18 protein-coding genes and 1 tRNA gene are annotated in these 20,285 nt (G+C 66.8%); 7 read left to right on the top strand and 12 right to left on the bottom strand.

Annotated features, from left to right (window positions below):
• Positions 1-7: 7 nt before the first annotated feature.
• A complete protein-coding gene (locus J0F76_RS05925) occupies positions 8-331 on the bottom strand; it encodes an antibiotic biosynthesis monooxygenase family protein (RefSeq protein WP_207466798.1) in 324 nt (107 codons plus the stop codon).
• A gap of 125 nt (positions 332-456) precedes the next feature.
• Between J0F76_RS05925 and J0F76_RS05920 the strand changes: the two genes are divergently transcribed.
• Positions 457-1,497: a dipeptidase gene (locus tag J0F76_RS05920; RefSeq protein ID WP_207466796.1), complete on the top strand. Its 1,041-nt coding sequence runs from the start codon at positions 457-459 to the stop codon at positions 1,495-1,497.
• Between the two features lie 81 nt (positions 1,498-1,578).
• On the opposite strand, the gene J0F76_RS05915 is transcribed toward J0F76_RS05920, so the two are convergent.
• Complete coding sequence (locus J0F76_RS05915; RefSeq protein WP_242690016.1) at positions 1,579-2,796, bottom strand: helix-turn-helix domain-containing protein; 1,218 nt, start codon at positions 2,794-2,796, stop codon at positions 1,579-1,581.
• Between the two features lie 168 nt (positions 2,797-2,964).
• Positions 2,965-4,194: a 5-aminolevulinate synthase gene (gene hemA / locus J0F76_RS05910; RefSeq protein WP_207466793.1), complete on the bottom strand. Its 1,230-nt coding sequence runs from the start codon at positions 4,192-4,194 to the stop codon at positions 2,965-2,967.
• A 166-nt stretch (positions 4,195-4,360) separates the two neighbouring features.
• Here hemA and J0F76_RS05905 point away from each other — a divergent pair, with 166 nt between their 5' ends.
• Positions 4,361-5,746, top strand: a complete 1,386-nt coding sequence (locus J0F76_RS05905) for a M20/M25/M40 family metallo-hydrolase (RefSeq protein WP_207466791.1) — start codon at positions 4,361-4,363, stop codon at positions 5,744-5,746.
• An 87-nt stretch (positions 5,747-5,833) separates the two neighbouring features.
• On the opposite strand, the gene J0F76_RS05900 is transcribed toward J0F76_RS05905, so the two are convergent.
• Positions 5,834-6,454: a transglycosylase SLT domain-containing protein gene (locus tag J0F76_RS05900; protein WP_207466789.1), complete on the bottom strand. Its 621-nt coding sequence runs from the start codon at positions 6,452-6,454 to the stop codon at positions 5,834-5,836.
• Positions 6,455-6,744: 290 nt separating this feature from the next.
• Between J0F76_RS05900 and gatB the strand changes: the two genes are divergently transcribed.
• Together gatB and J0F76_RS05890 are read left to right on the top strand one after the other, a co-directional pair.
• Positions 6,745-8,259, top strand: coding sequence for an Asp-tRNA(Asn)/Glu-tRNA(Gln) amidotransferase subunit GatB (gatB, locus tag J0F76_RS05895; RefSeq protein WP_207466787.1), 1,515 nt, complete (start codon positions 6,745-6,747; stop codon positions 8,257-8,259).
• A gap of 72 nt (positions 8,260-8,331) precedes the next feature.
• Positions 8,332-8,775, top strand: coding sequence for a DUF4177 domain-containing protein (locus J0F76_RS05890; protein WP_207466785.1), 444 nt, complete (start codon positions 8,332-8,334; stop codon positions 8,773-8,775).
• Here J0F76_RS05890 and J0F76_RS05885 read toward each other — a convergent pair whose 3' ends face one another.
• From J0F76_RS05885 to alaS, 3 genes are all read right to left on the bottom strand, one after another.
• Entirely contained in the window at positions 8,776-9,570 is a 795-nt protein-coding gene (locus J0F76_RS05885; RefSeq protein WP_207466782.1) for a class II glutamine amidotransferase, read from the bottom strand. It lies immediately after the preceding gene.
• Between the two features lie 66 nt (positions 9,571-9,636).
• Entirely contained in the window at positions 9,637-9,936 is a 300-nt protein-coding gene (locus J0F76_RS05880) for a DUF1330 domain-containing protein (protein WP_207466780.1), read from the bottom strand.
• Positions 9,933-12,590, bottom strand: coding sequence for an alanine--tRNA ligase (alaS, locus tag J0F76_RS05875; protein ID WP_207466778.1), 2,658 nt, complete (start codon positions 12,588-12,590; stop codon positions 9,933-9,935). The genes J0F76_RS05880 and alaS overlap by 4 nt, the downstream gene beginning before the upstream one ends.
• Before the next feature lie 87 nt (positions 12,591-12,677).
• Here alaS and J0F76_RS05870 point away from each other — a divergent pair, with 87 nt between their 5' ends.
• Positions 12,678-12,818 carry a small membrane protein YohP gene (locus tag J0F76_RS05870; RefSeq protein WP_207466777.1) on the top strand — a complete coding sequence of 47 codons (141 nt, stop codon included), beginning with the start codon at positions 12,678-12,680 and terminating at the stop codon, positions 12,816-12,818.
• A 62-nt stretch (positions 12,819-12,880) separates the two neighbouring features.
• Here the strand turns inward: J0F76_RS05870 and recA are convergent, their stop codons facing one another.
• From recA to J0F76_RS05845, 5 genes are all read right to left on the bottom strand, one after another.
• Entirely contained in the window at positions 12,881-13,951 is a 1,071-nt protein-coding gene (gene recA, locus J0F76_RS05865; RefSeq protein ID WP_207466774.1) for a recombinase RecA, read from the bottom strand.
• Between the two features lie 180 nt (positions 13,952-14,131).
• Positions 14,132-16,219 (bottom strand): hybrid sensor histidine kinase/response regulator, encoded by a 2,088-nt coding sequence (locus J0F76_RS05860; protein WP_242690015.1) that lies wholly within the window; start codon positions 16,217-16,219, stop codon positions 14,132-14,134.
• 80 nt (positions 16,220-16,299) lie between these two features.
• Positions 16,300-17,442 (bottom strand): RsmB/NOP family class I SAM-dependent RNA methyltransferase, encoded by a 1,143-nt coding sequence (locus J0F76_RS05855; protein ID WP_207466770.1) that lies wholly within the window; start codon positions 17,440-17,442, stop codon positions 16,300-16,302.
• 6 nt (positions 17,443-17,448) lie between these two features.
• A complete protein-coding gene (locus J0F76_RS05850) occupies positions 17,449-18,618 on the bottom strand; it encodes a nucleotide sugar dehydrogenase (protein ID WP_207466768.1) in 1,170 nt (389 codons plus the stop codon).
• Between the two features lie 234 nt (positions 18,619-18,852).
• Positions 18,853-18,939: transfer RNA gene (locus J0F76_RS05845), tRNA-Leu, on the bottom strand.
• Positions 18,940-19,048: 109 nt separating this feature from the next.
• Here J0F76_RS05845 and lipB point away from each other — a divergent pair.
• Complete coding sequence (gene lipB / locus J0F76_RS05840; RefSeq protein WP_207466825.1) at positions 19,049-19,693, top strand: lipoyl(octanoyl) transferase LipB; 645 nt, start codon at positions 19,049-19,051, stop codon at positions 19,691-19,693.
• A 105-nt stretch (positions 19,694-19,798) separates the two neighbouring features.
• On the top strand, positions 19,799-20,224 hold the full coding sequence (locus tag J0F76_RS05835) for a c-type cytochrome (RefSeq protein ID WP_207466760.1): 426 nt from the start codon (positions 19,799-19,801) through the stop codon (positions 20,222-20,224).
• The last annotated feature ends 61 nt before the right edge of the window (positions 20,225-20,285 follow it).

The raw sequence follows: 20,285 nt of genomic DNA, 5'->3' as shown, positions 1-20,285 counted from the left end.
TGCAGCATCAGTCGTCGAAAACCGCCTGGACCTCGTACATCACCGGCTCGAAGCTCTTGCACATGCCATGGATCTCGCGGTTGCGGCGCCGCATCTCCTCGCTGCGCAGCATGGCCTGGTAGTCGCGCCGGTCGCGCCATTGCGAATAGGTGGCGATGCGGGTCTGCGCGTCGTTGAGGTGGATCGCCCCCGACACGAAGCCCGGCTGGCGGCGGATCACCTGGTCCCAGGCGTCCGTCAGCAGGTCCAGCACGTCATGGGCGCTGCCGGGCGTCACCTCGAAGGTGGTGATGACGGTCTGGCCGTCGAAATCGCTGCGGATGTCGGGCATGGCTGGCGTCTCCCTCTGCTTGCCGGCTGCCAGCGTAAGGCCGAATCGCGGGCGGCGCAAAGCACGGCCATTGCCGCCCGCGCGCAGATGTGCATGGTCGCCCAGGCAAGACGAAGGAGAGGCGGATGATCCCCGTATTCGACGGCCACAACGATTTCCTGCAGCGTGTCGTGGCGGGCGGCACCGACATCTGGACGACGGGCGATGGCACCGGCCACCTGGACCTGCCCCGCGCGCGCCAGGGAGGCTTGGTCGGCGGCTTCTTCGCCATCTGGATTCCCGCCCCCATCGGCCCGAACGACGCCGCCGCCGTCGCCCTGATGGAGCACCCGCCCTTCGCGATGCCGCTGCCGCCCCAGATCCCCTTTGCCCAAGCCCTGCCCCATGCCTTTGCCCAAGCCAGCGCGTTGAAGGCGCTGGAGCGTACGGGAACGCTGGACATCGTCACCTCGGCCCGGGACATCCGCCGGACGATCGCGGAAGGCCGCATCGCCGCGATCATGCACATGGAAGGCGCCGAGGCGATCCCCGACTTGGACGGGCTGCACCTGTGGCACGCGGCGGGCCTGCGGTCGCTGGGACCGGTCTGGTCGCGCCCGACCGCCTATGGCCACGGCGTGCCCTTCGCCTTCCCGTCCTCGCCCGACACGGGGGCCGGCTTGACCGAGGCCGGCAGGGCCCTGGTCCGCGAATGCAACAGCCTGCGGATCATGCTGGATCTGTCGCACCTGAACGAGGCGGGCTTCAACGACGTGGCACGCCTGTCGGACGCCCCGCTGGTCGCGAGCCACAGCTGCGTCCACGCGGTCAGCGAAAGCAGCCGCAACCTGACCGACCGGCAGTTGCGGATGATCGCCGACAGCCGCGGCCTTGTCGGGCTGAACTTCGCCTCCAGCTTCCTTCGAGAGGATGGGCGCCGCCTGCCGCTGGAGGGCTTCGAGACCATGCTGCGCCACCTGGACCACCTTCTGGCGATCCTGGGCGAAGACGGCGTGGCGCTGGGGTCCGATTTCGACGGGGCGCTGATGCCGCGCGACCTGCCCGACGCGGCGGCCCTGCCCGCCCTTCTGGCCGCGATGCGGGCGCATGGCTACGACGCGGCGCTGATCCGCAAGATCGCCAGCGAAAACTGGATCAACCTGCTGGAACGGACCTGGGGAGCATAGGCCCCCTTCATCTTGGCGAAAATATCCTGCAGGGGGTCTGGGGGACGCAAGGTCCCCCAGCGATCGCGGGACGCAACCAGGCTACTCGGTCGTCGTGGCCCCGGCGTCCGTCGCGGGCGTGGCCTGCGCCACCGCCATCATCTGCGCCAGTTCCGGATCGGCGTTCAGGTCCGCCAGGGCAAAGCTGCCCGTCACGTCCTCGGGCGACAGCTTGATGTTCTTGACGACCTGAGGACCCGGCGCCGCCGGACCATAGGTCTGGCCGTTGACCGCGAAATAGATCGCGCCCGAATTTCCCGTACGCAGCACCGGGGGCTCCTCCAGGCTGGGCAGGGTGAAGCGCTCGCCCGCGTCCATGATCTTTTCCAGAAGCACCGTGCCATCGGCCGAGGTCACGCGAACCCAGGCGGGACGCGCGGCCAACAGTTCCAGCGCCGGCGCGTCGGGCGCCACGGTGATCGCCGCCGTGGCCTGGTTCGGCATCGGTGGGCCAAAGGGCGCCTGCGCGGCTTCCGCCAGGGCCGCCTGGATGGCGTCCGCGGCGGTGGGCGCTCCTTGCGCGACGGCCGCCTCCTCCAAGGTCGGAGCCTGCGTCAGGCCGGGATCGATAGCCGCGATGGGACCATCGCGCGCGGTCAGCACGGGCGCCTCCAGGATCTGCGGGCGATACAGGCGATCCAGCCCCTCGGGCTGCGGCAGGCTTTCGGCCAGTTCCGCCGTGTCCGACAGGTCCAGGGCAGGCTCCGCCATGCCCGCGCCCTCGACCGGATCAAGCGCCGTCACCACGCCCGGCGCGTTCTCGCCCGGCGTCAGGGTGACGCGCTGCACCTCCTGCAGGACGGACCAGCCGCCATAGGCAAGACCGCAGACCAGCGCCACCAGGACCAGCACCGCGCCGACGGCACGGGGCTCGATCTCGGACCAGAAGCTTTCCTGCCGGGGGATGAACAAGGCCTTGGGATTGGCCAGGGCCTCGACCGGGTCGGAAGGACGCCGGGCGGGTTTAGGCCCGGCGGCGGTCGGCGCCATGCCATGCGTCGGCTGGAAGCCGGATTCCAGGCAGAACCTGCGGAAGGTCCAGTCGGCATCCATGCCCAGATAGCGCGCATAGGACCGCACATAGCCTGACACGAAGCTTGGCGTGTCGAAGGCGGTGATGTCGCAATTCTCGATCGCGGCAACATAGGATGCACGAATGCGCAACTCTCGCTGCACGTCCAGCAGCGACTTGCCCAGCGTCGCCCTTTCGCCTCGCATGATATCGCCAAGGCGCGTGTCATCGTCGAGGAAATGATCCATTCCCTCCACCCGTGAATCCTGTTCTGCCGGGTTCTCAGCCCGCAGCCTGCTCATTTTTTCGTCTGCCTCATTGCCCGATGCAGGAACACCATCCGAATCGAACGGTTCCTTGCTTTTCTTTATCCCGAGCTTATCACGCAGGCGAGAGCAGTTCACCAAGCGATTTAATTATGCACTCATTTCCTGACGGTTGAGCGCACAATGTGACCACAGCTTGTCCATGGCCTTCACCAGATGGTCGATCTGCCGGGGGGCATGGACGGGCGACGGGGTGAAGCGCAGCCGTTCCGTTCCGCGGGGCACGGTCGGGAAGTTGATCGGCTGGACATAGATGCCATAGTCGCGCAGCAGCATGTCCGACAGCATCTTGCAATGGACCGGATGGCCGACATGGACCGGCACGATGTGGCTGCCGTGGTCGATGATCGGCATCCCCAGCGACTTCAGCCGCATCTTGAGGATCCGGGCGTGCAGTTGCTGCGCATCGCGCAGGTGCTGACCGCCTTCCCCCTTCAGGAAGCTGATCGAGGCGGCCGCCCCCGCCGCCACCGCGGGCGGCAGCGAGGTGGTGAAGATGAAGCCGGGCGCATAAGACCGGATCGCGTCGCACATCTTGGCCGTGCCGGCGATATAGCCGCCGAAGACGCCGAAGGCCTTGCCCAGCGTGCCGTTGAAGATGTCGATGCGATCCATCAGCCCGTCGCGCTCGGCCACGCCGCCGCCGCGGGGGCCATACATGCCGACCGCATGGACCTCGTCCAGGTAGGTCAGGGCGTTGAATTCGTCGGCCAGGTCGCAGATCGCCTTGATCGGGCCGAAGTCGCCGTCCATCGAATAGATCGATTCAAAGGCGATCAGCTTCGGCGCCGCCGGGTCGTCGGCTTCCAGAAGCTGCCGCAGATGGGCCAGGTCGTTGTGGCGGAAGATGCGCTTGGCCCCGCCGTTGCGCTTGATCCCCTCGATCATCGAGGCGTGGTTCAGCTCGTCCGAATAGATGATCAGTCCGGGAAACAGCTTGGGCAGCGTGGAAAGCGTCGCGTCATTGGCGATATAGGCGCTGGAAAAGACCAGGGCCGCCTCCTTGCCATGCAGGTCGGCCAGTTCGGCCTCCAGCCGCTTGTGATGGATGGTCGTGCCCGAGATGTTGCGCGTCCCGCCCGAGCCCGCGCCGACCGCGTCCAGCGCCTCGTGCATCGCCTCCAGCACCGCCGGATGCTGGCCCATGCCCAGGTAGTCGTTGCCGCACCAGACGGTGATGTCCTGCTTTTCGCCATCGGGACGCGTCCAGACGGCTTGGGGGAACTGACCCTTCGTCCGCTCGATGTCGATGAAGGTCCGGTAGCGGCCTTCCTCATGCAGCCGACCGATAGCCTGGTCCAAGGCGGCATCATAGTTCATTGCGGGCGTTCCCTTGCATAGCTGGCTGGGTGCAATCATTGTCAGATCGCGCGCGGTCTTGCGTTGATACATGTCAAATGCCGAAAATGACAGGTCAAAAGTGTCGCACGTGGACCAAGGGACCATGCGCAAAACCGATAAAACGACTCGGGAAACGGGGGAAGACATGACGCGAGACGCCAGGTTAGATGAGGTTCTGGACCGGCTGGATCAAGGGTTGGACGACGCCTTGGACAGGCTGGTCGCGTTCCTGCGCATCCCCTCGATCTCGACCGATCCGGCCCATGCGGGGGATGTGCGTCGCGCGGCGGAATGGCTGCGGGACGAACTGGCGGGCATCGGCTTCGACGCAGCGGTCCGCGACACGCCCGGCCATCCGATGGTGGTCGCCCGGTCGCAGCCGGGCGGCGCGCGGCCGATCCTGTTCTACGGCCATTACGATGTGCAGCCGGTCGATCCCCTGGCCTTGTGGGACCGCCCGCCCTTCGATCCGCAGATCGAGGACGGCGCGGACGGCAAGGTCATCCGCGCGCGCGGCGCCTCCGATGACAAGGGCCAACTGATGACCTTTGTCGAAGCCTTCCGCGCCTGGCGCGACGTGCATGGCGAACTGCCCCCGGATCTGATCCTGCTGTTCGAGGGCGAGGAAGAATCCGGCTCGCCCTCGCTGCGGCCCTTCCTGCGCGACAATGCCGAAGAACTGAGCGCCTCTCTGGCGATGATCTGCGACACCGAACTGTTCGGCGGCACCCGGCCCGCCATCGTCACGCAACTGCGCGGCCTTGTGGGCGAGGAGGTGGTGATCCGCGGCGCCGACCGCGACCTGCATTCCGGCCTGTTCGGGGGCTTGGCGGCCAATCCGATCATGGTTCTGGCGCAAGCCCTTGCCGCGCTGAAGGACGCCGACGGCCGCGTCACCCTGCCCGGCTTCTACGACGGGGTCGCCGACCTGACGCCCGAACTGCGCCGCGACTGGGAATCGCTGGGCTTCGACGCAGCCGCGATGCTGGGCCGCGTGGGCCTGTCCGACCCCATCGGGGAAAAAGGCCGGATGCCGGTCGAGATGGCCTGGAACCGCCCCACGGCCGAGATCAACGGCATCACCGGCGGCTATACCGGCGACGGCTTCAAGACCGTCCTGCCCGCCGAGGCGCGGGCAAAGGTCAGCTTCCGCCTGACGGGCCAGCAGGACCCGGCCCGCATCCGCGCCGCCTTCCGCGACCACGTGCGCCGCTTCCTGCCGCCCGACTGCACGGTCGAATTCCATGAACACGGCGGCAGCCCGGCCAGCGTCATGGACACATCGGACCCCGCCTTCGCGGCGGCGCGGCAGGCGCTTGGCGAAGAATGGGGACAAGGGGCCGCGTTCATCGGCAGCGGCGGCTCGATCCCCATCGCGGGCGACTTCAAGACCATCTTGGGCATGGATTCGATGCTGATCGGCTTTGCGCGCGACGACGACCGCATCCACTCGCCCAACGAGAAATACGACGTCCGAAGCTTTGCCAAGGGTGCGCGGTCCTGGGCACGCATCCTGGCGGCGCTGCGATAACGAAAAGGGCGGAAGATCCCCGCCCTTCTTCGTTGTCCGAAATACCCTGGGGTGAGGCCCGGAACGGGCCGAGGGGCAACGCCCCTCCTACGCCTTCGGCCGGCAATAGCTCTGGCTGCTGGTCCAGGCGGCGATGTCCGCGCGCTTCGAGGCGTTGCGCAGCGGCGCCCAGTCCCGCGCGATGCCGCGCCAGCCGTTGCCGTCATGGGCCACCGCATTATCGCGCGCGACCTGGCGCGACATGATCTTGACCGCGCAGGACATGTTGTCGCCGCCGTTCCTGATGTTGCCGTTGCAGCCATAGTTGCGCCAGGTCGCGGGCGCGATCTGCATCAGGCCCAGCCACTTGCCGCCGCCGCCGCTGGCCTGCGGATTGTAGGTGCTTTCGTGCTTGGCCACCGCCGACAGCAGCCCCGCCCAGAAGGCCTTGCGACCCGTGGGGTTCAGGTGCGGATAGTTCGGGCAGAACGCGTTGATGTCGCCCGGCACGCGCGACAGGATCGTCACCCCGTCCCGGTCCAGCGCCGCCAGCGTCGCCTTGGTCCACTGCTCCGACCCCGAGGCCTGGCCCCACCGCATCGGCGGCTGGCTGGCCAACTGCATCTGCTGCGCATCGGCGGCAGCCTTGCTTTCGGATTGGGGCGACAGGGTGGACTGGCACGCGGCAAGAAACGCCAGGGCGGCAAGGGGAACAAGCGCAGCGCGCATCAGGGCCTCGAGGATTGCTTCGTTGCTATCCCCATATCCCGGCACGAAAATCTGGCAAGAAGGCACGGTTTTCGTCGGCGGCATCACGCCAAGGGCCGCAATGCTGATGGTCGGAAATCCGCCGATGGGCCGGGCGTGACGCCCGCCGTTAACACCTTGCGGTTGTTTTTATGTCAGCCCTGCGATTCGCGACGCCCGCGATTTGCAGTGACCGCCCCCGTGACATCACCGGCGCGCTGACCTAAAAGACCCGCACCTGCAATACTCATGCGACCCACCCGAGGTTCCCGATGCTTGACCATCTTTCCTTCACGGCCCCCCAGCCCAAGACGATCGCCGGGGCGAAAGGCGACTGGGAACTGGTCATCGGGCTCGAGGTCCATGCCCAGGTCGCGTCCAATGCCAAGCTGTTCTCCGGCGCCTCGACCGGGTTCGGCGCCGAGCCGAACAGCCATGTGGCCTTTGTCGACGCGGCAATGCCGGGGATGCTGCCCGTCATCAACGAATTCTGCGTGGCCCAGGCCGTGCGCACCGGGCTGGGGCTGAAGGCCGCGATCAACCTGCGCAGCGCCTTCGACCGCAAGAACTACTTCTATCCCGACCTGCCGCAGGGCTATCAGATCAGCCAGCTCTACCACCCCATCGTGGGCGAGGGAGAGGTGATCGTGGACATGGCCCCCGGCGTCGCCCGCCGTGTCCGCATCGAGCGCATCCACCTGGAACAGGACGCGGGCAAGTCGATCCACGACATGGACCCCACCATGTCCTTCGTGGACCTGAACCGCACCGGCGTCGCCCTGATGGAGATCGTCAGCCGCCCCGACATCCGCGGCCCCGAGGAAGCCGCGGCCTATGTCGCGAAGCTGCGCCAGATCATGCGCTACCTGGGCACCTGCGACGGCAACATGCAGAACGGCAATCTGCGGGCCGACGTGAACGTCTCGGTCTGCCCGCCCGGTGCCTATGAGCGCTACCAGGAAACCCAGGACTTCAGCCATCTGGGCACCCGCTGCGAGATCAAGAACATGAACTCGCTGCGCTTCATCCAAGCCGCCATCGAATACGAGGCTCGCCGCCAGATCGCCATCATCGAGGACGGCGGCACCGTGGTGCAGGAAACCCGCCTCTACGATCCCGACAAGGGCGAGACGCGGTCGATGCGGTCCAAGGAGGAAGCGCATGACTATCGCTACTTCCCCGATCCCGACCTGCTGCCGCTGGACATCGAACAGGCCTGGGTGGACGACATCGCCCGTTCCATGCCGGAACTGCCGGATGAAAAGAAGGCGCGCTTCGTGCAGGACATGGGCCTGTCGGAATACGACGCGGGCGTGCTGACGGCCGAGGTTGAGAACGCCGACTTTTTCGAGGCCGTGGCCAAGGGCCGCGACGGCAAGCAGGCCGCGAACTGGGTCATCAACGAATTGTTCGGGCGCCTGAACAAGGAAGGCCTGACGGTCGAAACCTCTCCTGTTTCCGCCGGCCAGCTTGGCGGCGTGATCGACCTGATCGCCACCGGCGACATCTCGGGCAAGATCGCCAAGGACCTGTTCGAGATCCTGTGGACCGAAGGCGGCGATCCCGCGCAGATCGTGGAAAGCCGCGGCATGAAGCAGGTGACCGACCTTGGCGCCATCGAGGCCGCCGTGGACGCCATCATCGCCGCCAACCCCGCCCAGGTCGAAAAGGCCCGCGCCAACCCGAAACTGGCGGGATGGTTCGTGGGGCAGGTGCTGAAGGCCACCGGCGGCAAGGCCAATCCCGCCGCCGTCAACGACCTCGTCGCGAAGAAGCTTGGCTTGTAGCGGGTCGAGGTCCGTTTCACGCCCTCACGTCAACGCCGGGCGCCGCGCGCCTGCCTCGTACGGAGCACTGTCTTGAGCCATTTCGAATACAGCGTGGTCCCGGCGCCCAGTCGTGGCGAAAAGGCCAAGGATGCAAGGACGCCCGGCGACCGCTATGCCCTGGCGCTGACATCCGAACTGAACCGCATGGCCCGCGATGGATGGGAATATGTCCGCGCGGATGTCCTGCCCAGCGAGGAACGCAGCGGCCTGACCGGCCGCAGCACCGTGTATCACAACCTGCTGGTCTTCCGGCGCGTCGCCGCCGCGCCTGCCGCCGGTGCCATGGCACGCCAGCCGCAACCGGAATATCCCGCCGCGGCCTCGCCCGCGCGCGCTCCGGAACCCATGCCGGACCTGCCGCGAGCCGCCGCCCCGCAACCAAGCGACCACCTGCCGCCCAACACCTCGGCAGAGGCTGCGTCAGACGGCAACGCGACCCCGCCCGCCCCGCGTTCGGCGCCCTTGCAGGATTGATCAGGCCGCCTGCGCCTGCACGCTTGGCGCGAAGGGCTGCACCGTGACGCTGTCGCGGTCGAAGATGCAGAAGCTGCCGGGCGGGATCTCGATCCAGTCGCATTCCTCGGTTTCCAGCGGTTCGGACACGACCGCCCTGCCCTGCCGGGTTTCGGACCAGCGGTGGAACAGGCTGGGCGCCTGATCGTCGCTGGCGTGGCGGATCGCGTAAAGCCGCTGGCCGTCGGAAAAGGCGCAGGCCGCCCTGACATGGGGCGCCGTGCCGCGCCGCAGGGCCAGATCCGTCAGCCGGGCCACCGCCCGTTCCATCGCGCCCTTGGGATCATGGTCCAGTCCCTCGCCCAAGGCGATCAGGAACAGCGCCTCGCTGTCGGTCGCGCCCTTCCGGTGGGGGTAGAGATCGTCGGGAATCATCACGTCGGCATCGCGGCGGAAGGCGTCATAGCCGCCGAACTGGCCGTTGTGCATGAAGGACCACCGGCCCGAGACGAAGGGATGGCAGTTGTTCCGGCTGGTCGCCGTCCCGGTCGAGGCGCGGACATGGGCCATGAACAGCCCCGACCGCACCTGCGCGACCAGGCTGTGCAGGTTCGGGTCCGACCAGGCGGGCATCACGTCTCGGTAAAGGCCCGGCTCGGGCCGTTCGCCATACCAGGCCAGCCCGAAACCGTCGGCATTGACCGGCGTCACGCAACGCCGCGCGCCCTGGCTTTGCCGGATCAGGGAATGATCCGGGCGGCTGACGATATCCTCAAGAAAGATCGGTTGGCCCACATAGGCGGCCCAACGGCACATGGTCCCTGTCCCTTTCGTGTTCCCGTTTATTCTTCAGAAATACCACGAAAGGATGACAGACAAAGCCTATTCTGCAGGCGGAGGCGTTTCCTCGACGATCACAAGGTCGCGCTCCGACGCGCCCTTGGCATAGGCCAGCGCCGCCTGGTATTCGCTGCTGTTGTAGCAGGCAACGGCCGCGTCAAAGCTGGGAAAGCGGGCTACCACGTTGCGGGCGCGGTCATTGCCCTCCATCTGCTGGTAACGCCCGCCGCGCGCCAGGAAAACGCCGCCATGAGCGGCGATCGCCGGCCCGGCACCCTGAGCGTATTTCGCATAGGCGTCGGCGTCGGTGACGGTCACATGGGCAATCCAGAGCGCGGTCATGCCGTTTCCCCGATCAGTTTCTCAACTTCGGCAATGGCGCTTTCCGCAGCCTCCAGGCTGGGTGCACCACCCTGGGCACGGTCGGGCCGTCCGCCGCCCCCCTTGCCGCCAAGCGCGGCGGTCGCGGTCTGCACCAGCACCACGGCGCTGATCCGGTCCACCAGGTCGGGCGTCACGCCCGCTGCGACGGTTGCCTTGCCCTCGGCCTCGGCCAGGACCAGCACGGCGCCGCTGCCAAGCTGCGACTTCATCTCATCGACAAGCGCACCCAGTTCCTTGCCGCCGACGCCCTCGACCCTGCGGCCGATGAACTTGATGCCGCCGATCTCCTTGGCGGCCTGGGCCTGGCCGCCGCCCATGGCAAGCTGGCGCTTCAACTGCGCGACCTCGTTAGCCAGGGCCTTGCGTTCGTCTGCCAGCGCCTTGACGCGGTTGACCACATCGCCCGCCTGCGCCTTGAGCAGACCGGCGATTTCAGACAGCTGGCTGTCGGAATTGCGCAGATGCGCCAGGGCGGCCTGCCCGGTCAAGGCCTCGATCCGACGCACGCCCGCGCTGGAGGCGCTGTCGCCCAGCAGCGCAAAGGCGCCGATATCGCCCGTGCGCGCGACATGGGTGCCCCCGCACAGTTCCAGCGAATAGGTCTGCCCGTCCGCGCCCTTGCCGCTGCCCGTCAGGCTGCCCATGGACACGACCCGAACCTCATCGCCGTATTTCTCGCCGAACAGCGCCTGCGCGCCCAGACCGCGCGCGTCGTCGGGCGTCATGATCCGTGTCTCCACCACGCCGTTCTGGCGGATGAAGTCGTTCACCTCGGCCTCGACCCGCGCCAGTTCCTCGGGTGACACGGCGCTGTTGTGGCTGAAGTCGAAGCGCAGCCGGTCCGGCGCGTTCAGGCTGCCGCGCTGCGCGACATGCTCGCCAAGCGCGCGGCGCAGTGCCTCGTGCAGCAGGTGCGTGGCGGAATGGTTGGCGCGGATCGCGCTGCGGCGGGCGTGATCGACCGACAGCGTGGCCCCTTGCCCCCGGCTGATGGTGCCCATCGTCACCTCGGCTACGTGCAGGAAGACGCCCGCGACCTTCCTGGTGTCGGTGACGCGAGCCGCGCCGGTCTCGGTCTTGATCAGCCCGGTGTCGCCCACCTGACCGCCGGATTCGGCATAGAAGGGCGACTGGTTCACCACCAGATGCACCGTCTGGCCCTCGGCCGCCTCGGGCACGTCGGCGCCATCCGCCACGACGGCGAGGATCTGGCCTTCGGCCTCTTCGGTGTCATAGCCCAGGAACTCGGTCGCGCCGTGCTTCTCGGCCAGTTCGAACCAGATGGCGGCATCCTTCGACTCGCCCGAACCCGCCCAGGCGGCGCGCGCCTTGGCCTTCTGCTCAGCCATGGCGGCGTCGAAGCCTGCGGTATCGACCGTCCGGCCCTGCTCGCGCAGCGCGTCCTGCGTCAGATCCAGCGGGAAGCCATAGGTGTCATACAGCTTGAAGGCCGCTTCGCCCGGCAGGTTCGCGCCTTCGGGCAGCCGGGCCAGTTCGTCGTCCAGCAGGCGCAGCCCGCGATCCAGCGTCTGGCGGAAGCGCGTTTCTTCGCTACGCAGCGTTTCCTCGATCAGCGCCTGCGCGCGGGTCAGTTCGGGATAGGCGGCGCCCATCTGGCGCACCAGGGCGGGCACCAGCTTGTGCATGACCGGGTCCTGGGCGCCCAGCATATGCGCGTGGCGCATGGCCCGGCGCATGATCCGGCGCAGCACATAGCCGCGCCCTTCGTTCGACGGCATCACCCCGTCCGCGATCAGGAAGGAGGTGGACCGCAGGTGGTCGGCGATCACCCGGTGATGGACCTTGCCCGGCCCATCGGGGTCGTTGCTGGTCGCATGGGCCGACGCCTCGATCAACGAGCGCATCAGGTCGGTGTCGTAGTTGTCGTGCTTGCCCTGCAGCAGCGCGCCGATCCGCTCCAACCCCATGCCGGTGTCGATGGACTGCATGTCCAGCGCGCGCATCGAGCCGTCCTCGAACTGCTCGTTCTGCATGAACACGAGGTTCCAGATCTCGATGAAGCGGTCGCCATCCTCCTCGGCCGAACCCGGAGGGCCGCCCCAGATCTTGTCGCCGTGGTCGTAGAAAATTTCGGTGCAGGGACCGCAGGGACCGGTCGGGCCCATCTGCCAGAAGTTGTCGCTGGTCGGGATGCGGATGATTCGGTCGTCCGACAGTCCGGCGACCTTTTTCCAGATATTCACGGCCTCGTCGTCGGTGTGATAGACCGTGACCAGCAGCTTGTCCTTGGGAATGCCAAAGTCCTTGGTCAGCAGTTCCCAGGCGAAGGGAATGGCGCCGTCCTTGAAGTAATCGCCAAAGCTGAAGTTGCCCAGCATCTCGAAGAACGTGTGGTGGCGCGCGGTGTAGCCAACGTTGTCCAGGTCGTTGTGCTTGCCGCCCGCGCGGACGCATTTCTGCGCCGTGGTCGCGCGCTTGTAGTCGCGCGTCTCGATTCCGGTGAACAGGTTCTTGAACTGCACCATGCCCGAGTTGGTGAACATCAGCGTCGGATCGTTGCGCGGCACCAGGGGCGAACTGTCGACGACCTTGTGGCCGTTGCGCTCGAAGAAGCCGAGGAAAGTGGATCGGATGTCGTTCAGAGTGGGCATGGCGGGCCTTCATCGCTGGGTCGCAAACCGGCCGTGACCGGGCTGGCATGGTCTATCCGGCGCGCGCCCCCCTGTCCAGCGACCGCTATGCGGAACAAGTTCCGGCAGCGCCCGTTACCTTGGGCACAACAGGAGAGTCACATGCTCAAGTTCATCGGCGGGACTATCGGCGTCATCTTCATCATCGGCCTGCTGGTGGTGATCGGGATCTTGTCGCTGATCTTCTAGGCCGGAACCGACAACGCAAAAGGCGCGGCCATGCCGCGCCTTCGCATTTTCCCGATCCCGGATCACTCCTCGGTCAGGCTGTCATCCTCGGTCGGCTCGACCCCGAATTCCAGCCCGTGGCTGGCCCGGATCTTGTCCTCGATCGCGGTGGCGCGGTCGGGGTTGTCGCGCAGGAACTGCTTGGCGTTCTCGCGGCCCTGGCCGATGCGCTCGTCGCCATAGGAATACCAGGCACCCGACTTCTCGACCACGCCGGCCTTGACGCCCAGGTCGATCAGCTCGCCCACCTTGCTGATGCCCTCGCCATACATGATGTCGAACTCCACCTGCCGGAAGGGCGGCGCGACCTTGTTCTTGACGACCTTCACGCGGGTGGTGTTGCCGATCACCTCGTCGCGATCCTTGACGGACCCCGTGCGGCGGATGTCCAGGCGCACCGAGGCATAGAACTTCAGCGCGTTGCCGCCCGTCGTGGTCTCGGGATTGCCGAACATCACGCCGATCTTCATGCGGATCTGGTTGATGAAGATCACCATGCAGTTCGACCGGCCGATGGAGGCGGTCAGCTTACGCATCGCCTGGCTCATCAGGCGGGCCTGGCTGCCCATCTGCATGTCGCCCATGTCGCCCTCGATCTCGGACTTGGGCGTCAGGGCGGCGACCGAATCGACCACCACCAGGCTGACCGCGCCGGACCGGACCAGCGTGTCCACGATCTCGAGCGCCTGCTCGCCCGTGTCAGGCTGGCTGATCAGCAGCTCGTCCAGGTTCACGCCCAGCTTCTTGGCGTATTGCGGATCCAGCGCGTGTTCGGCATCGACAAAGGCGCAGACGCCGCCCTTCTTCTGTTCCTCGGCCACGACATGCAGCGTCAGCGTGGTCTTGCCCGAGCTTTCCGGCCCGAAGATCTCGATGATGCGGCCCTTGGGCAAGCCGCCGATGCCCAGCGCGATGTCAAGGCCCAGCGACCCGGTCGAGGTCGCCTCGATCTCGGCCACGGGGCTGTCCTTGCCCAGCTTCATGATCGAGCCCTTGCCGAACTGGCGTTCGATCTGGGCCAGGGCGCTGTCGAGCGCCTTCTGCTTGTCCGCGCTGCGCTTGTCGTTCATGTCGAAGATGCTCGCCTGTGCCATATGGTCCTTACCGTTATTTCACAGCCTGACCGACAGGGCAAACCTGCCGGCCACGGGGGTTCATGTTCACTTCTTGTTCTGGTCCCTAGATGCGCGCTCGCCACTGCTTTTTCAAGCGTTATCCCCAGGTCGGAATCACTTTTCCTTAACCAGTTTGCACCGCAAGGATTAAGAATTCGTTCACGCGTCCAGGCGGCGCGGCGGGCCCTGCAACTGGCGGGCCACGCATTGCGCCAGTTCGTTCAGGGTGAAGGGCTTGGCCAGGAAGGTGGCGTTCGGGACGGGCTCGTGGCCCTCGCCGAAGATGTCCTCGGTATAGCCGGACATGAAGATCACCTTTGTGCCGGGACGGTCCTGCAGCGCGGTGCGGACCCAGCTTGGCCCGTCCATGCCGGGCATGACCACGTCCGTCACGAAGATGTCCACGGCCAGCGGTCCCTCCAGCAGGGCAAGCGCCTCCTCGGCGCTGGGGGCCTCGTGGACGTCATAGCCCTTGAGACGAAGGGCGCGCGCCGCGAAGGCGCGGACCGGGGCCTCGTCCTCGACCAGAAGAACGGTCGCGCGACGCTCGGGCTGCGGGACGGGGGCGATGGCGGGGGCGGCGCGGACGACGGGCGGGGCGCCGACATGCGCCGGGAAGTAGAGCGAGAAGCAGGTGCCCTTGCCCACCTCGCTGTCGCAGAAGATGTAGCCGCCGGTCTGCTTGACGATGCCGTAGGCGGTCGAAAGGCCGAGGCCTGTCCCTTCCCCCACGCGCTTGGTGGTGAAGAACGGCTCGAAGATCTTGTCGCGCAGGGCGGGCTCGATGCCGCAGCCTTCGTCGGTGACGCGGATGCGCAGGTAGTCGCCCTTGGGCAGCGAGACCTTGCCGCGAGAGCAATCGCCGCCGACAGCCGTGACATCGGTGCGGATTTCGATGTTGCCGCCCATGGGCATGGCGTCGCGGGCGTTCACGACAAGGTTCATGATGACCTGCTCCAGTTGTCGTTTGTCGGCACGGATCGCGCGCAGCGCGGAGTCGTGGACGATGGTCAGCGTCACCCTTTCTCCCACCAGGCGGTTGAGAAGATGCGTCAGGTCCGCCAGCACGTCGCGCGGATCAAGCGTTTCCAGCTTCAGCTGCTGCCTGCGTGAAAAGGCCAGAAGCTGGCTGACCAGCGCGGCGGCGCGATTGGCGTTCTGGCCGATCTGGTCCAGATCCGCGTAATCGGGATCGCCCTTGTCATGGCGCAGCATCAGCAGGTCGCAATGCCCGCGGATCGCCGTCAGCAGGTTGTTGAAGTCATGCGCGACCCCGCCCGCCAATTGGCCGATCGCCTGCATCTTCTGGCTTTGCACGAACTGCGCCTCGAGCGTCTTGAGCGCGCTTGCGTCGTTCAGGACCGCGATCAAACCCGGTTGCTCGACCGGGTCGATGGCCAGCGTGACCTGGAAATGCTGCTCCTTGGCCGCATCGTCGGGAGAGCGCAGGCGCAGCACCTCGGACCGGCCATCGCTGCGGCCAGCGGCATGGGTTTCGGCGATCCACTCGCCCGCCGGACGGCCCGGCCCCTCGAGCAGGCTGCCGAGATGGACCGGGTCGGGTCCATCGGGAAGGCTGGCGCCCAGAAGGCGCCGGGCGGCGGCGTTGGCGCGGCGGACATAGCCGTTGGGCGCGATGCGAAGCAGGGCTACGGGGATCGCCTCGAAATCGTCGGTGGCCTCGTCGGACTCATCGTCGGGGGCGGGGGCAGGCGACGACGCGCCCTGGCGGTGAAAGGACCAGACCTGCAAGGGCGCATCCTCGGCCCGGCTGAGCGTCAGCGTATCGCCCGAAGCAAGAACAAGATCCGCGCAGCCCACATAGCCGGCGCGGCGCACCAGCCCGTCCAGGTCCTGGGCCGCATCGGCGCGCAGTTCTGACACCAGCCGCAGGATGTTCTGCCCGGCAATGTCGCCGAAGCCCGTGCGCGAGGCGTCGTTCTGCAGCATCACCAGCCCGTCGGTGTCGCAGATCCAGACCGGCTCGGGCGCCGAGGCGACCTCGTGGCGGATCGCGGACAGCGCACGGCGCGCCGCCAGCCGGTCAAGGACATAGTTCAGCGAGATGACGCCGCCCAGGATATACCAGGCGACCGCGACGGTGCCGATCACGAGGGCCAGCACGCCATAGCTGCTGCGAGGCGCCGCAAGCGCGATCACGGCGGCGACCACCACGGGAAACATCAGCAGGGGCAAGGCCACCGCGGCGTTCCGCGACATCGCGGACTGCCTGTCTTCCAGAACCATGTGTCGAGCCCTTCTCCTGCCGTTCAGGATGCTCGATACAGCCAAAGCGCTTAAGATTGCGTTAATGGCAGGCCGTCGCCTCATCGACGCTCCATCAGCGACAGGAAGAAGCCGTCGCTGGCGTCAAGGGGCGTCCACAGGTGCCGCGACACCTGCCTGAAATCCGGATTGTCTTGCAGGAACGCCTCGGCCTGGGCGTCGTTTTCGGGCGCCAGAACCGAGCAGGTCATGTAGGCGAGGCATCCGCCGGGCCGGACATGCCCTGCCGCCCGGCGCAGAATGGCGGCCTGCAGGGCAAGCAACTGCTCCAGCGAGGCCTGCGTCAGCCGCCACTTCGCATCCGGCGTGCGGCGCCACGTGCCCGAGCCAGAACAGGGCACGTCCGCGATCACCAGATCGAAGCTGCCGGCGGGGTCCGTGTCGAGGCGCACCTTGACGCCTGCCCGTTCGGCCCGGCCGGGCAGGTCCCGCATCCGTGCAGGGTCGGCGTCATGGGCCACCAACGTCAGGCCTTCGGCCCGGCCCGCCACGGCAAGCGTCTTGCCGCCACCCCCCGCGCAGTAATCGAGAACGCGCATCCCCGGTCCGACCGGCAGGGCAGCGCAGGCCAGTTGCGGCGACAGGTCCTGAAGCTCGACCAAGCCGTCCCGATAGGCGCGGCCTTGCGACAGGCGGCGTTCGTTTTCCGTCACCCGCAGGGCGGTCGGCAGGCGGGGATCGGGTTCCGCGGCGATGCCATCCTCGGCCAGCGCGCCCATGGCATCATCGGGTGTGGCCTTGACGGGATTGACCCGCAGCCAGACGGGCGCACGTTCCTGCATCGCGGTTGCGACATCATTCGAAAGATCGCCCAGCGAGGCGTCCCACAAGGGCTGGACCCAAGCCGGGATGTCCGACACGCCGCTGGCCGCGCCCGTCCCCTCGCCCTCGGCCAGGGGTTCGGGGGCGTGGCCCTGCCCCGTGAACAGCGCGGCCGGATCACGCCCCGCCGCCACCAGGCCGCCGATCATCAGGCCCCGCCCGGTCAGTGCGCCGCCAAACGCCGCGTGGCTGTTGCGTCGGCGCAGCGCGTCGAAGACCAGGTCGCGCACCGCCGCCCGGTCGCCCGAGCCCGCGAAGCGGCTGGCACGCGACCACCGCAGCAAGGCCTGTTCGGCAGGCTGGCCCGCAAGGATGCGGTCCAGGATCTCGATCGCGGCGGAAATCCGTGCCCCCGGCGTCATGCGGGATCAGATGTCCCGCTGCAGCAGGTCGCGGGTGAACAGCTTGTCCCCGACATCGGCCAGATCGTCGTGGCGGCGGTTGGCGATGATCACGTCCGACTGCGCCTTGAAGGACGCCAGATCACGCTCGACCGGGGAGTGGAAGAAATGGTCGGCCTGCAGCGCGGGCTCGTAGACGATGCAGTTGATGCCCTTGGCCTTGATGCGCTTCATGATCCCCTGGATCGCGCTGTCGCGGAAGTTGTCCGATCCTTCCTTCATCACCAGACGATAGATGCCGACGGTGCGCGGGCTCCGCGCCGTGATCTGGTCGGCGATGAAGTCCTTGCGCGTCCGGTTCGAATCGACGATCGCGGCGATCAGGTTCTGCGGCACCGCCGAATAGTTCGCCAGCAGCTGCTTGGTGTCCTTGGGCAGGCAATAGCCGCCATAGCCGAAGGAGGGGTTGTTGTAATAGTCGCCCACCCGTGGGTCCAGCGCGACGCCCCGGATGATCGCGTGCGGATCAAGGCCGTGGGTCAGCGCATAGCTGTCCAGCTCGTTGAAATAGGCGACGCGCATGGCCAGGAAGGTGTTGGCGAACAGCTTGATCGCCTCGGCTTCCGTCGAATCGGTCAGCAGGACCGGCACGTCCTTCGCCACGGCCCCCTGCGCCAGCAGATCCGCGAAGCGGCGGGCCGCCTCTCCCTTGTCGCCGACGACGATGCGGCTGGGATACAGGTTGTCATGGAGCGCCAGCCCCTCGCGCAGGAACTCGGGCGAGAAGATGATGCCGTCGAAGCCGTTCTGGGCGCGCATCCGGCTGGTAAAGCCCACCGGCACCGTGGACTTGACGATGATCGGGGTGTTCGGCGCATGTTTGCGGGCAAGGGCGATGACCGCCTCGACCGAGCTGGTGTCGAAGCCGTTGGTGCGGGGATCGTAGTTGGTGGGCGTGGCGACGATCACGAAATCCGCGCCGTCCAGCGCCTGCCGCGGATCGGTGGTCGCCGACAGATCCAACTGCCGCTCGGCGAAGAAGCGGGCGATCTCGGCATCCTCGATCGGGCTGTGCCGGCCGTTGACGGCCGCGACGCGGCTTTCATCGATGTCCAGGGCCACGACGGTCGAATGCTGCGCCAGCAGCACCGCGTTCGACAAACCCACATAACCAAGACCTACAACAGAAATCTTCATACGATCCTCAACGGTGGCGGCCCCTTGGACCTCGGTTCTTGCCGGCATGAAGATGTCAGGGAAAAATGTCCTGGTCGAGTGCCATCCGCAGAAATCGCCCGCGCTGCCCGCCAGGAAAAATAGCGGGATAGGCCAAAGGGCAGTCCCAGCACGCCGCGTCGCCATAAAGGATGGACTGCCGACCTGTCAGACCATGTTCCGGCAAGCCGAGGCGCCATGGTCCAGGATGAAGGATGGTGCGGTCGAGAAGACTCGAACTTCCACTCCGGTTAAGGAACAGCGACCTCAACGCTGCGCGTCTACCAATTCCGCCACGACCGCATCCGGGCAGTGCGGCGGGTGATAGCCGAGGCGAAGCGGATTGAAAAGGGGTATTCTGATCGACGCGCGACGCCTTGACGACATCGCCGCGCCGGTCCAGATCCCGCGCATGGTTGAATGGATCAGGGCAGACGGGCTGACCGGCTATGACGCGGCGGTGGCCTTCATGGAGGCGCGGGTCGCGGCGATCCATGCGGGTCACGCGGACGAGGCCGTGTGGCTGGTCGAACATCCCCCGCTTTATACCGCAGGCACCAGCGCCCGGGAGGGCGACCTTCTGGACGCGCGCTTTCCGGTTCACGTCACCGGCCGTGGCGGGCAATACACCTATCACGGTCCGGGCCAGCGAATCGTCTATGTCATGCTGGACCTGAACCGGCGCGGCCGCGACGTCCGCGCCTTCGTGGCAAAGCTGGAGGCCTGGGTCATCGCCTCGCTGGCCGAGTTCGGCGTGACGGGCGCAATCCGCGACGGACGCGTGGGCGTCTGGGTGCCGCGCCCCGACAAGGCGCCCCTGCCCGACGGCAGCCCGCGCGACGACAAGATCGCGGCCATCGGCGTCAAGCTGCGCCGCTGGGTCAGCTTCCATGGCATCGCCATCAACGTGGAACCCGACCTGACCCATTACGGCGGCATCGTGCCCTGCGGGATCAGCGGGCACGGCGTGACCAGCCTGGTCGATCTGGGCCTGCCGGTGGGCATGGCCGACCTGGACGTGGCCTTGCGGCGGCAGTTCGACCCGATCTTCGGCTGATCGCTTTTTCCCCGGATGCGACCTTCTGACGGGTGGCAAATTCCCGTTGCGGGTTTATGTAGATCCGTTGGGACTTCCAAGATCTTTGGAAAAGCGAGGAAACGAATGAGATTTGCGATCATCGGCGCCCTGATGGGTGCAGCCCTAGCCACGCCCGCCCTGGCACAGGATGGCGACGCCGCCACTGGCGAAAAGGAATTCCGCAAGTGCAAGGCCTGCCACATGATCCAGTCGCCCGAGGGCGAGGACATCGTGAAGGGCGGCAAGACCGGGCCTAACCTCTACGGCGTCGTGGGTCGCCCCGCGGGCAGCGAGGAAGGCTTCAAGTATTCCGAGGCGCTGATCGCGCTCAAGGACGCGGGCGAGGTCTGGACGCTGGAGGATCTGGCGGCCTACATCACCGACCCCAACAAGTTCGTGCAGGAAAAGACGGGCGATTCGTCGGCGCGCACGAAGATGACCTTCAAGCTGAACAAGAACCAGGCCGACATCGCGGCCTATCTCGCCAGCGCCTCTCCGGCGGCCCAGTAGGGACGTCAACGGCAAGACGGGCGGCGGGCCGGTCCTTCGGGACCGGCCCGTTTGATTTGGA

It is taken from the genome of Paracoccus fontiphilus (assembly GCF_017356265.1).
Taxonomy (GTDB): Bacteria; Pseudomonadota; Alphaproteobacteria; order Rhodobacterales; family Rhodobacteraceae; genus Paracoccus; species Paracoccus fontiphilus.
Note: the sequence above shows the minus strand (reverse complement) of the source record. Positions and strands in the feature narration are given on the sequence as shown.

Coding starts and splice junctions, on each gene's coding strand:
- J0F76_RS05925 (WP_207466798.1), bottom strand. CDS start 331: ATGCCCGACATCCGCAGCGATTTCGACGGCCAGACCGTCATCACCACC.
- J0F76_RS05920 (WP_207466796.1), top strand. CDS start 457: ATGATCCCCGTATTCGACGGCCACAACGATTTCCTGCAGCGTGTCGTG.
- J0F76_RS05915 (WP_242690016.1), bottom strand. CDS start 2,796: ATGGATCATTTCCTCGACGATGACACGCGCCTTGGCGATATCATGCGA.
- hemA (WP_207466793.1), bottom strand. CDS start 4,194: ATGAACTATGATGCCGCCTTGGACCAGGCTATCGGTCGGCTGCATGAG.
- J0F76_RS05905 (WP_207466791.1), top strand. CDS start 4,361: ATGACGCGAGACGCCAGGTTAGATGAGGTTCTGGACCGGCTGGATCAA.
- J0F76_RS05900 (WP_207466789.1), bottom strand. CDS start 6,454: ATGCGCGCTGCGCTTGTTCCCCTTGCCGCCCTGGCGTTTCTTGCCGCG.
- gatB (WP_207466787.1), top strand. CDS start 6,745: ATGCTTGACCATCTTTCCTTCACGGCCCCCCAGCCCAAGACGATCGCC.
- J0F76_RS05885 (WP_207466782.1), bottom strand. CDS start 9,570: ATGTGCCGTTGGGCCGCCTATGTGGGCCAACCGATCTTTCTTGAGGAT.
- J0F76_RS05880 (WP_207466780.1), bottom strand. CDS start 9,936: ATGACCGCGCTCTGGATTGCCCATGTGACCGTCACCGACGCCGACGCC.
- alaS (WP_207466778.1), bottom strand. CDS start 12,590: ATGCCCACTCTGAACGACATCCGATCCACTTTCCTCGGCTTCTTCGAG.
- J0F76_RS05870 (WP_207466777.1), top strand. CDS start 12,678: ATGCGGAACAAGTTCCGGCAGCGCCCGTTACCTTGGGCACAACAGGAG.
- recA (WP_207466774.1), bottom strand. CDS start 13,951: ATGGCACAGGCGAGCATCTTCGACATGAACGACAAGCGCAGCGCGGAC.
- J0F76_RS05860 (WP_242690015.1), bottom strand. CDS start 16,219: ATGGTTCTGGAAGACAGGCAGTCCGCGATGTCGCGGAACGCCGCGGTG.
- J0F76_RS05855 (WP_207466770.1), bottom strand. CDS start 17,442: ATGACGCCGGGGGCACGGATTTCCGCCGCGATCGAGATCCTGGACCGC.
- J0F76_RS05850 (WP_207466768.1), bottom strand. CDS start 18,618: ATGAAGATTTCTGTTGTAGGTCTTGGTTATGTGGGTTTGTCGAACGCG.
- lipB (WP_207466825.1), top strand. CDS start 19,049: ATGGTTGAATGGATCAGGGCAGACGGGCTGACCGGCTATGACGCGGCG.
- J0F76_RS05835 (WP_207466760.1), top strand. CDS start 19,799: ATGAGATTTGCGATCATCGGCGCCCTGATGGGTGCAGCCCTAGCCACG.